The 12,235-nt window shown below is 31.5% G+C and carries 8 protein-coding genes; 2 read left to right on the forward strand and 6 right to left on the reverse strand.

Annotated elements, in window-relative coordinates; genetic code table 11:
• Window positions 1-63: 63 nt before the first annotated feature.
• The 4 genes from QMG30_RS05010 to QMG30_RS25350 all read right to left on the reverse strand — a co-directional run bounded on the left by QMG30_RS05010 (window position 64) and on the right by QMG30_RS25350 (window position 8,186).
• Window positions 64-2,535 carry a glycogen/starch/alpha-glucan phosphorylase gene (locus QMG30_RS05010; RefSeq protein WP_434784546.1) on the reverse strand — a complete coding sequence of 824 codons (2,472 nt, stop codon included), beginning with the start codon at window positions 2,533-2,535 and terminating at the stop codon, window positions 64-66.
• Between the two features lie 601 nt (window positions 2,536-3,136).
• Window positions 3,137-6,259, reverse strand: coding sequence for an isoleucine--tRNA ligase (gene ileS / locus QMG30_RS05015; protein ID WP_281812841.1), 3,123 nt, complete (start codon window positions 6,257-6,259; stop codon window positions 3,137-3,139).
• Between the two features lie 176 nt (window positions 6,260-6,435).
• Window positions 6,436-7,764 carry a sodium-dependent transporter gene (locus tag QMG30_RS05020; RefSeq protein ID WP_334305030.1) on the reverse strand — a complete coding sequence of 443 codons (1,329 nt, stop codon included), beginning with the start codon at window positions 7,762-7,764 and terminating at the stop codon, window positions 6,436-6,438.
• Between the two features lie 290 nt (window positions 7,765-8,054).
• Window positions 8,055-8,186 (reverse strand): hypothetical protein, encoded by a 132-nt coding sequence (locus QMG30_RS25350; RefSeq protein WP_281812845.1) that lies wholly within the window; start codon window positions 8,184-8,186, stop codon window positions 8,055-8,057.
• Window positions 8,187-8,316: 130 nt separating this feature from the next.
• On the opposite strand from QMG30_RS25350, the gene QMG30_RS05030 reads away from it, so the two are divergent.
• Window positions 8,317-8,979, forward strand: a complete 663-nt coding sequence (locus QMG30_RS05030; RefSeq protein ID WP_281812848.1) for a hypothetical protein — start codon at window positions 8,317-8,319, stop codon at window positions 8,977-8,979.
• A gap of 175 nt (window positions 8,980-9,154) precedes the next feature.
• Here the strand turns inward: QMG30_RS05030 and QMG30_RS05035 are convergent, their stop codons facing one another.
• Complete coding sequence (locus QMG30_RS05035; RefSeq protein WP_281812851.1) at window positions 9,155-10,537, reverse strand: tryptophanase; 1,383 nt, start codon at window positions 10,535-10,537, stop codon at window positions 9,155-9,157.
• 99 nt (window positions 10,538-10,636) lie between these two features.
• Window positions 10,637-11,020 carry a RidA family protein gene (locus QMG30_RS05040; protein ID WP_281812854.1) on the reverse strand — a complete coding sequence of 128 codons (384 nt, stop codon included), beginning with the start codon at window positions 11,018-11,020 and terminating at the stop codon, window positions 10,637-10,639.
• A 317-nt stretch (window positions 11,021-11,337) separates the two neighbouring features.
• Between QMG30_RS05040 and QMG30_RS05045 the strand changes: the two genes are divergently transcribed.
• Window positions 11,338-12,021, forward strand: coding sequence for a helix-turn-helix transcriptional regulator (locus tag QMG30_RS05045; protein ID WP_281812857.1), 684 nt, complete (start codon window positions 11,338-11,340; stop codon window positions 12,019-12,021).
• Window positions 12,022-12,235 lie beyond the last annotated feature (214 nt).

The following is a 12,235-nucleotide window of genomic DNA, read 5'->3' on the forward strand; positions in this document are numbered from 1 at the left end:
TTTAGTTTTAAAAAAAGAGAGGCTTAACCAGCCTCCCTGCATATAATTGCTATCTATTGAAATTTATTTTTCCATAATCACTTCAGTTTTTTTCAATTTCCATATTTCATTAGCATATTGTAAAATAGTCCTGTCTGAAGAGAATTTTCCGCTGTTTGCAGTATTAAGCATTGCCATCTTAGCCCATTTCCTTTGATTAGCATATGTTGCATCAATCTTTTTATGTGCTTCTTTATAGCTATCAAAATCTTTTAATATGAAGTATGGGTCTGGTCTTCCTCCATATCCATCCAGAAGGGAATCATATATCTCTCTAAATAAATCAGGGTCATCAGGTGCATAGAACCCATTAATCAACTGGGTCACTACTTTTCTTATGTCTTCATTATTATTATATATATCCCATGGATTATATGAATTCTCATGCTGTAGATTTATTACTTCTTCAGAAGTCATTCCAAATATGAAACAGTTTTCTTCCCCGACTTCTTCAACTATTTCAATGTTGGCACCATCCATTGTGCCTATTGTTATTGCTCCATTCAACATAAGTTTCATATTACCTGTTCCAGAAGCTTCCTTACTGGCTGTAGATATCTGTTCACTTACATCAGCAGCAGCTATGATAATCTCTGCATTGGAAACATTATAATTCTCTATAAAAACGACTTTTATCTTATTTTTGATATTGGTGTCGTTGTTGATTCTGTCTGCAACATTATTAATTAATTTTATGATAAGTTTTGCTCTTGTATATCCAGGTGCTGCTTTTGCACCAAATATAAAAGTTCTAGGAATCATATCCAGATCAGGATTTTCCAATAATTTATTGTATAGATACATTACATGCAATATATTCATCAACTGTCTTTTATATTCATGTAACCTTTTTATCTGCACATCAAATATGGATCTTGGATCAACTTCAATATTATTATGTTTTTTTATATACTTTCCTAACCTGACTTTATTATCATATTTAATTTTCATAAATTCCTTTTGTTCTTGTTCATCATCAACATATTGATCGAGTTTCTTAATATGAGTTAGAGATGTTATCCATTCATCACCTATAAGGTCAGTAATAAAATCTGCTAGTTTTGGATTTGCCTCCAATAGAAATCTTCTCTGTGTGATTCCATTAGTTTTGTTATTAAATTTACCAGGGTATATATTGTAGAACTCTTTCAATTCTTCTTTTTTAAGTATTTCTGTGTGGAGAACAGCAACTCCATTAACACAATGGCTACCAACAATACACATGAAAGCCATTTTTATTTGTCCATTCATGATTATTGACATTTTATCTATTTGCTCTTTATCCAAGTGAAATTCATTAACTAAGCTAAGGCAGAATCTCCTGTTGATTTCTTCAATAATCATATATATTCTAGGCAACAATCTACTCAACAATTCAATGGGCCATTTTTCAAGAGCTTCACTCATAATTGTATGATTGGTGTACGCACAAGTTTTTGTTGTAATATCCCAAGCTTCTTCCCATTCCAGTTCTTCTTCATCTAATAATATACGCATAAGTTCTGGTATCGTAAGAGAAGGATGGGTATCATTTATATGAAATGCTACTTTATCAGGTAATTCATGAATATCAGCATGTTTTTGTTTGAATTTATTGATTACTTGCTGTACCGTAGCAGAAACGAAGAAATACTGCTGCTTAAGCCTTAACTCTTTTCCTCTATAATGGTTATCATTAGGATACAAAACTTCTACAATAGATTTTGCTAGATTCTCCTGTTCTACTGCCTTATGATATTCTCCCCTATCAAAGGATTCAAGATCGAATTTCACTAATGCTTCTGCATCCCATAATCTCAATGTATTGACAGTGTTATTGTCATATCCTACGATAGGTATGTCATAAGGAACAGCTTTTACCGATTGGTAATTTTCTTGAATAAATTTATCTCTTCCATTTGGTGTTTTCAACACTCTTACATCACCAAAAAATCTCACTTCTACCCCATATTCATCTCTTCTGACTTCAAATGGATTACCGTTTTTTAACCATTCATCTGGTCTTTCCACTTGGTATCCATCAATAATTTTTTGCTCGAATATCCCATAACGATAACGTATACCACAACCATATGCAGGAAATTCAAGAGTAGATAATGAATCCAAGAAACAAGCTGCTAATCTGCCAAGTCCTCCATTACCAAGTCCAGGGTCTGGTTCCATATCCTCAATTGCATTAAGATCTATACTCAACTCTTCACATACTTCTTTAACAACTTTATCAACTTTCATGTTGATGATACTGTTTCCTAAAGCTCTTCCCATTAGAAACTCCATAGATAGATAATATACAGTCTTAGGGTCAACTTCATCATATGTTTTATGGGTTTCAATCCATTGATCTATAATAATATCTCTTACTGCAAAAGCAAGAGCCTGAAAAATCTGCTCTTTCGAAGCTTGATCAATAGTCTTCCTAAATTGGTTTTTTATATTTTCGAGTATTGCTTCTTTCAAATCTTCTACTGTAACATCTAGTCTATCCATCATTATCATCAATCCTTTCAGTAAACGGCATATCTCCTTCTACATATTATGCCTAAGATGATGTTTTTTTACTTATATTTTATTAAAAAATTAAATATCTTGGATTACTGACAATCTATTCAAATCATAGATTAATAACAACATTCCCATAGTATTGAATATCTATAAACAAAAGTTATAATGATAAAAAGGGTTAAATATAAGTATATTTGGATTATATATATACTTAAAATGAATATATATATTGATAATATCATAATTATAGTGGGTGAATTATAATAATGGAAAAAGCTTTAGCTTTTCTATACAAAATTACTTTAGATTTTTTACAACTGAATATTGGGATAGAACAATATGAAAAAAGTTGAGAATAGATTACAAATGTAAATAGTAAACTATTATTTAGTAGTTACTCAGGAAATATTTTATGCCATATTGTGAACCATGTTATAATCCTACTAAGATTGTAGACATCATGTGACTGATATTAAAATGGAGACCAAGAAAACATACTGACATTAACGAAACTGGCAAAATTTTTTAATAAAACTTAATAAAAAAGCGAAGAGCTGTTAACCAACAACTCTCCGCTTTATTATTAAATATTTTTTTATTTTATTTTCTCAACAGCTAAATATATTTTTTCGCCGTTTATTTTCCATTCTTTCTCGTAAACATCACTGTTCTTACCTACATTAAGAACATCAGCTAATGTTTCAGATAATAATTCTTCTTTGTTTCTATTAACGATATCCACTAGTTTTTCATTATCATCAACATATATCTTGATATGGTCTGTAACTTCAAAATCAGCTTCTTTTCTCATAGTCTGGATTTTGCTTATGATTTCTCTGACAAAACCTTCTTCTATAAGTTCTTCTGATAGATTAGTATCAATTACAACAGTTACATCCTTATCAGTATTAGTTTCAAATCCTGGTTTCTTAGTAGATTCAATTAACAAATCTTCTTCAGCAAGTTCTACAGGATTACCATCAATGTCAAACTTAAGAACTCCGTTTGCCTTTAATTCATCCATCATCTTATTACCATCACCATCTTGTAGTAATGTTCTAATCTGATTTAATAATCTACCATATTTTGGACCTACTGTCTTAAGTTGTGGCTTGAAATTGTAAGTTGTAAATTCTCTAACATCATCTGTAAATAAAACTTCTTTTATGTTAAGCTCTTCTGATACAATATCTTTGTATAGTTCAGGTAGATTGAAAGAAGATTTTATATACATCTTACCGATAGGTTGTCTGTTTTTGATATTAGCACTGTTTCTACAAGCTCTACCACAGATAACAATCTTAAGAACTAAATCCATGTTTTTCTCTAGTTCTTCATCAATATATTTATCATCAGCAACAGGGAAGTCACATAAATGTACACTTTCTGGTGCTTTCTTATTAAAGTTAAACTCAAGATTTCTATATATCTGCTCTGCCATAAATGGTATGAATGGAGCTGATATTTTAGCCATAGTTGTAAGAGCAGTATATAATGTCATATAAGCATTGATTTTATCCTGTGGCATATCTTTCTGCCAGAATCTCTCTCTACTTCTTCTTACATACCAATTACTAAGGTCATCAACGAATTCCATCATTGCTCTTGATGATTCAGTAATTAAATAATTATCAAGATTAGTGTCTACTATCTTAATCAATGTATTTAATTTTGATAATAGCCATTTATCCATTAATGATAATTTATCATACTCAAGTTGGTACTTAGTAGGATTAAATTCATCAATATTAGCATAGAGCACATAGAATGCATACGTATTCCAGAATGTTCCCATAAACTTACGTTGACCTTCGATTACTGCATTGTCATAAAACTTATTTGGAAGCCAAGGAGCACTATTGTTATAGAAATACCATCTTACTGCATCAGCACCATGTTTGTTTAATGCTTCAAATGGATCTACAGCATTTCCTTTGGATTTGGACATCTTTTGTCCATTTTCATCTTGAACAAGTCCAAGTACTATAACATTCTTGAATGCTGGCTTATCAAATAGTAATGTTGATATTGCAAGTAATGAATAGAACCATCCTCTTGTTTGGTCAACAGCTTCACTAATAAAGTTCGCTGGGAAGTTATCTTCAAATATCTCTTTATTTTCAAATGGGTAATGCCATTGAGCATAAGGCATTGAACCTGAGTCAAACCAACAGTCAATTACTGGTGTAACTCTCTTCATTTTTTTATTACATTTTGGACAATTTATAAGTACATCATCAATGTATGGTCTGTGAAGTTCAATATCATCAGGACAGTTATCACTCATGCTCTTAAGTTCTTCTATACTTCCTATAGCATGACGGTGTCCACATTCACATTCCCAGATATTAAGAGGTGTTCCCCAATATCTGTCACGGCTTAATCCCCAGTCCATAACATTTTCTAACCAGTTACCGAATCTCTTGGTTCCGATAGATTCTGGAAGCCAATTAATCTGATCATTATTTTTAATTAGATTATCTCTCACTTCTGTCATCTTAATAAACCATGTATCTCTAGCATAATATATAAGTGGAGTATCACATCTCCAACAGTAAGGATATGAGTGTTCAAAATCAAGGGCAGCAAATAATAATCCCTTTTCTTCTAAATAATCTATGATTAATGGGTCTGCTTTCTTCACAAACATACCTTTCCATGGTGTAACAGCTTCAACAAATTCACCACGATCATCAACTAACTGTACAAATGGTAAATCATAATTTCTTCCTACAACTGCATCATCTTCACCAAAAGCTGGAGCAGTATGAACAACTCCTGTACCATCAGTTAATGTAACATAATCTGCACAAGCTACATAGTATGCCTTTTTGCTAGGTGATGCAAAATTAAATAATGGTACATACTCTGTATATTCAAGATCTTTACCTTTGTAATTTTCGACTACTTCATAATCTTCGCCTAAAACTTTAGTAGCTAAAGCTTCTGCTAAAATATAAAACTCATCTTCTACTTTTACTTTTACATAATCTTCTACAGGGTTAACTGATAAAGCTACGTTAGAAGGTAATGTCCAAGGAGTAGTTGTCCAAGCTAATATATACACATTATCTTCGCCTTTAACTTTAAATTTAGCGATGACAGACTTTTCTTTTACATCTTTATAACCTTGAGCTACCTCATGGCTTGAAAGTGGAGTTCCACAACGTGGGCAATAAGGAACTATTTTATGTCCTTTGTATAATAAATCTTTTTCCCAGATTTGTTTTAGGATCCACCAAACTGATTCAATATAATTATTATGATAAGTTACATATGGGTCATCCATATCTGCCCAGAATCCAACAGTTCCACTGAAATCTTCCCACATTCCTTTATATTTCCATACACTTTCTTTACACTTTTCAATAAAAGGTTCTAGACCATATTCTTCAATCTGTTCTTTTCCATCAAGACCCAATAATTTCTCTACCTCTAATTCAACAGGTAATCCATGTGTATCCCATCCAGCTTTTCTAAGAACTTTATAACCTTTCATTGTTCTATATCTAGGTATTAAGTCTTTTATAACTCTAGTAAGGACATGTCCAATATGAGGTTTACCATTAGCTGTTGGTGGTCCATCATAAAAAGTATACGTAGGTCCGTCCTTTCTTAAATCTATACTCTTCTTAAATATATCATTTTCATTCCAAAAACTCAGAACTTCCTTTTCACGATCCCTAAAATTAAGATCAGTGGATACTTTCTTGTACACCTTTATACCTCCTAAGTAATCATATGTTTTTTCACTTTCATCTTATATAAAATATAAACATAAACGGTATATTATATACAAGCCCTTACATCAGTTTCGATGAAGGGCTTTTTTACGTCTACCACTACATATTACATTATTATAACCCTAAAATTAAACTTTGTAAAGAAATAATATTATCCTATTCCCCCATAAAAAATCCCCAAAATATAAACGATTATAGTAAGACCGCAGAACAAATATTTTGCCATTGGTTCAAACCATGGTCCTATAGGTTTAACTCTTCCCATCTGAGCCTGCTGTCTTGCGAATTTCGTACCGCATACCCAGAAGAACATTATTCCAGCTAACAATGCACCAAGTGGAATAATATAGATAGATACTATATCCATCCAAATACCCAGATTGTCTCCATTTTCGACTAGAAGACCAACTGAACCACTTATTATTGCTATTATTAAAATGGAAACACCTCTTGAAAGTTTGAATCTATTTTGCAATGTCTCAACTGGAGCTTCAAAGAGATTCATCAATGATGAAATTCCAGCAAATAAAACTGCTATGAAGAAAATTATAGCAAACAGTTGACCTGCTGGCATTAACTTGAAAACCTTTGGCATAGTTATAAACATAAGTGGAGGTCCTGAAGCTTTATCTAAACCAAATGCAAAAACTGAAGGTATAATAACCATTGCCGCAAGCATTGCAGCTATTGTATCAAAGAGTGCTACAAATTTGGCTGAAGCCACAACATCTTCATTTTTTTTAAGATAACTTCCGTAAACCAATGTCCCTGATCCTGCTAATGACAAAGAGAAAAAGGCTTGCCCCAAAGCATAGACCCATGTCTTCGGCTCTGCTAAAAGATTCCAATCTGGCAAGAAAAGATATTTATAACCATCTAGTGCACCATCTATGGTAATGACTTTTATGGCAAGAATTATAAATAGGACAAAAAATGCTGGCATCATTACCTTATTAACTTTTTCTATCCCTTTTGAAATACCAAAATACATTATGAGAAATGTTATCAGTAATCCTGCAAAGTGCCATCCCACACTACCTAGAGGACCTGCTATTTCACCAAAATAAGCCCCACTTTCTTCTGCATTTGTTAGAGCTCCTGTTATGGCTCCAACTGTAAATCTTAGTATCCAACCGATTACGACTGCATATCCTATTGCAATTCCTAAAGAGCCTATTATTGGAATTAGTCCAATTATATCACCATGCTTTTTGCCCCTTCTTTCAAGAGCTTTTTTAAATGCTCCTAATGGTCCGGTTCTCATTGCACGACCAAAAGACATCTCCCCTATTACTCCTGTAATCCCTATTATTATTACAAATAAGAAATATGGAATTAAAAAGGCTGCTCCACCGAACTGACCCACTCTATAAGGGAACATCCATAAATTTCCCATTCCTACTGCTGAGCCAATACATGCTAAGATAAAACCTGTTTTAGAATTAAATATATCTCGTTTCTCTGGCATATCTCCTTTCATTTTTATATTATTCAACCTTCTTTTACCCATATTTTCACCTCGATTTAATATTTTACTGAACAAAAGAGGCTATGCCTCGTTCCACAGAGCGGATTTGTCGTTAGGAAAGTTTCCTTAGCGCATATGAAAACTTTTCCTATTAAGGCAAAAAAGTTTAGCACATTAATATAATAATATAACATAGTTAAACTTTTTTAAATACCTTTTTTAATTTTTGCTTTACTTTATTTTACCTTCCCTCTAATTAATACTTCTTTAATTGATTATTTTCTTGTTAATAATCTATACAATTAATTTTCAATTTTATTTTGAACTTTCTCATCAATATCAACTATAACATTGGATAATAACATATCTATTTTCTTTAATTTACCATATATTCTTGCCCCTGTATATATTTGATTTGTTGCTACATTGTTCACTCTAGAATGTGACCAGTATTGTTTATATATGTTAATATATATGAGAAAGGACAGTGATTCAAAAAAATAATATATAATATACCTTTTTAATAGAATATTTAATAGTAACCAGAGTAAAGGAGAAAATTACATGAAAAAGAAATTGATACCTATTATTTTAATTGTAGTAGCTATTGTCATTATATCAATTGTAGTATTTAGTTCTAAAAGAACTGATACTACAACAGCAGACAATACTAACAAGACAGCTTTAGAAAACACTAAAACCAATGAACAAAAAAACGACTTAGAAAACACCAAAATCAATAATCAAAATTCTGACTCAGAAAGCACTAAAATTGATAACCAAGATACAAACTCACAAGATAATCCAGTTGATGTCATTGAAAATAAAGAAGATGATACAACTAACGAGCAACCAGAAACAAACATTAAAGAAGAAGTTATAGATTATATCCTTAATGGTCAAGAAAATAAATCCGACGCAGATAAACTTAATTGGAGTAAATCATTTCTTGAACAAGTTGATATAGCCAAATTATATGATGAATATCTAACTGATGGAGGTAAAGCTGACGATATAGAGGAAGTGGCTAAATACATAACCTTGAATGCCCCAATCTCTGATAATTGGAAAGAGCTTTTCGAGAATGATTTAAGTGAAACCTATGGAGAAAAAGTTTCTAAATTAGAACCTTTAGAAGATGATTTATATCAAGCATATATAACTAGTGATGGAAAAGATGTACCCTTTGTTGTCGTATCATCAAGAACTGGTTATTATCATGGATAGATTATATATACTTAAAAAGTATTTCTAAGACTGATTAACAATTCATGTCTATCTATGTTACTAAAATTATAATTACGAACTCTAAAATACAGCCTGAATAATTCAGACTGTATTTTCTTATGCTAAACTTCTTTAAACACCTTTTAACTCTTTATGAAAATAACTTTCAAATCATTTATTTGAGAGGTTCAAGACTTGCTTGGAAATGTCTAAGGATAGGTGGTTCCCAAGTGATTCTATATCCTTTGACATCATTTGCTCTTTCTTTGATAGCTATTAATGCATCTGCCATAATATCAATATGTGATTGAGTATAAACACGACGAGGAATAGCGAATCTAGTGAATTCAAATGAAGCTTCCAATTGTTTTCCTGTATCAGGATTATTACCTAACATGTATGAACCTATATCACATGTACGGATTCCAGCTTCTTTATATAGCTCTATGGCTAATGCTTGACCTGGGAACTCATAATATGGAATATGAGGGAACATCTGTTTAGCATCAACAAATACTCCATGACCTCCTACTGGAGATTGATAAGCTATACCAGCATCATCTAATCTAGATGCAAGATATTCCATTTGTCCATTACGGTATTCTAAGTAGTTTTCATCTATACCTTCGTATAAACCAAGTGCTAGACATTCTAGGTCACGACCTGATAATCCACCATATGTAATAAATCCTTCAAATGAAATTGTACGTCCTTTAATATCTTGGAATAATTCTTCATCGTCTTTAACTCCGATTAATCCACCCATGTTTACAATAGTATCTTTTTTAGCACTCATTGTAAACATATCTGCATATGAGAACATTTCTCTAACTATTTCTTTGATGGATTTGTCTGCATATCCTTCTTCTCTTTTCTTAATGAAATATGCATTTTCTGCATAACGAGCAGCATCAATATTCATTCTTATACCGTATTTCTTACATACAGCTGCTGTTTCTTTAATATTTTGTATTGATACAGGCTGACCTCCTGCTGAATTGTTAGTAACTGTCATAACAACTAATGCAATCTTTTCTGGACCATATTCATTAATTAGTTTTTCTAATTTCTCTACATCCATATTACCTTTGAATGGTGCTCTAACCTCTGGTTTTTTAGCTTCTGGTACAACACAGTCGATTGCTCTTGCTCCTGTTAATTCAACATGAGCTCTAGTTGTATCAAAGAACATATTGGATATAGCATATTTTCCTTCTCCCATTAATAAGCCAAATAAAACTTTCTCACCAGCACGACCTTGGTGAACTGGTTGGAAATATTTATAATCAAATATATCTTTTGCATTGTTTAAAAGTTTGTAATAACTTTTTCCTCCAGCATAAGCTTCATCACCAACCATAACACCTGCCCATTGTTCTTGACTCATCGCATTAGTTCCGCTATCAGTCAATAAGTCAATGTAAACGTCTTCTCCTTTTAGATTAAATAAATTATACTTAGCTTCTTTGATTTTTTCTTCTCTTTCTTCACGTGTAAGCATTTTGATAGTTTCTACCATCTTAATTCTAAATGGTTCTGCTACATATTTCTTAGCCATATTAAAAAACCTCCATAATCATTATATATTCTTATTCAACTTTCATATCTAACTTATAGCTATAAACAAAAGTTGAATCATCCCTTAACCCTTGATATATTATTTATCTAAAGCAATCGCTTGTATTTCAACTAAAGCATCTTTTGGTAATCTAGCAACTTGAATTGCTGCTCTTGCAGGATAGTTACTGTCACCAAAAAAATCTTTATATACTTCATTCATATCTGCAAAATCATTCATGTCTTTTAGAAAGACTGTTGTTTTCATTACATTCTGTAATGTAACCCCACGTTCCATCAATATTTGTTTTAGATTCTCTATAGATTGTTTTGTCTGTTCTTTTATTCCACCTTCTGGGAATTCACCAGTAGCCACATCTATTGGAAGTTGACCTGAAACAAAGATTAGTCCTCCTCCTGCTGTAGCTTGTGAATATGGACCTATTGCTGCTGGAGCATTTTTTGTCGCAATGATTTCTTTCATTTTTTTACCCCCTAAAATAAATTTTATACCATAATTTACTATTACGATAATATTATTTTATCACCGTTATAAATAATAGTCAACACTTTCAATAATTTTTTATTACTTTATTATTTTATTTTGGTAATTTAGTCATAAAAACTTGTTTTTACGCAGATTACGTCATGCAAATACAAATAATTATTTATCACCTTAATAATGATTAGCTCAACAAAGATATTTTTTTATATCATTGCATTTTTTTTATTATTATGATAACCTATTTTATGTATTTAACAATACTCTAAGCTCTTCAAATATTTAAAGTAGGTGAAATTATGGATAAGAATACATTAAAACAATACACTAGTCTCGTAAAATTTTTAGGTCAAACTCTAGGTCCAGATTATGAAGTTGCATTACACGATATACAACCGAATTCAAAGTCTATAGTTGCCATAGCAAATGGACATATTAGCGGAAGAGATGTAGGCGCACCAATGACTAATTTAGGGTTAGAAATAATTGCTAACAAAGAGTATAAGTACAAAGATCATAAGTTAAATTATAATGGTGTTTCTAAAGATCAACGTGTACTCCGTTCATCCACATTTTTCATTAAAGATGACGAAGAAGAACTTATTGGTATGTTATGTATTAATTTTGATGATAAAAGATATACTGAGCTTAGCGAGAAATTATTGCAACTATGTCATCCAGATAAATTAATCGAACAAAATCATAAGTACGATTCTGTTGATTCCATGGTACAAAACAGTACTGAAACATTTTCAGAATCCATTGAAGAAGTAACTGATACCGTATTGAATAAAGTTCTACAAGACAGTAATATTCCTGTTGATCGATTAACACAAGAGGAAAGACTTAACATTGTAGATATTTTAGATAAGAAAGGTGTTTTCATGCTAAAAGGAGCAGTTAGCACTGTAGCTAATAAATTGTCTTGTTCGGAACCTAGTATATATAGATATTTAGCTAAGATTAATAAAAAAAATAATTAGCCATAATTAATAAGAACTAGACATAAAAAAGTAAAGTATCATAAGGACAAATTTAAAAACACAAACTAAATATGAGAAAACAACCTTGAAGTCTACATATTGACTTCAAGGTTGTTTAGTTTTAGTGCACTATTGCGAACATTACACTAGGTTCCCAATGCATGGATTTAAGTTTAAAGTTCTCAGCATCTTTTAAATATACTACTATAGCTTA

Source organism: Vallitalea longa (genome assembly GCF_027923465.1).
Lineage (GTDB): Bacteria > Bacillota > Clostridia > Lachnospirales > Vallitaleaceae > Vallitalea > Vallitalea longa.

Bases quoted from the DNA above. Each gene is read 5' to 3' on its own strand.
- QMG30_RS05010 (WP_434784546.1), bottom strand. From the start codon at position 2,535: ATGATAATGATGGATAGACTAGATGTTACAGTAGAAGATTTGAAAGAA.
- QMG30_RS05045 (WP_281812857.1), top strand. From the start codon at position 11,338: ATGGATAAGAATACATTAAAACAATACACTAGTCTCGTAAAATTTTTA.
- QMG30_RS05020 (WP_334305030.1), bottom strand. From the start codon at position 7,764: ATGAAAGGAGATATGCCAGAGAAACGAGATATATTTAATTCTAAAACA.
- QMG30_RS05035 (WP_281812851.1), bottom strand. From the start codon at position 10,537: ATGGCTAAGAAATATGTAGCAGAACCATTTAGAATTAAGATGGTAGAA.
- QMG30_RS05040 (WP_281812854.1), bottom strand. From the start codon at position 11,020: ATGAAAGAAATCATTGCGACAAAAAATGCTCCAGCAGCAATAGGTCCA.
- QMG30_RS05030 (WP_281812848.1), top strand. From the start codon at position 8,317: ATGAAAAAGAAATTGATACCTATTATTTTAATTGTAGTAGCTATTGTC.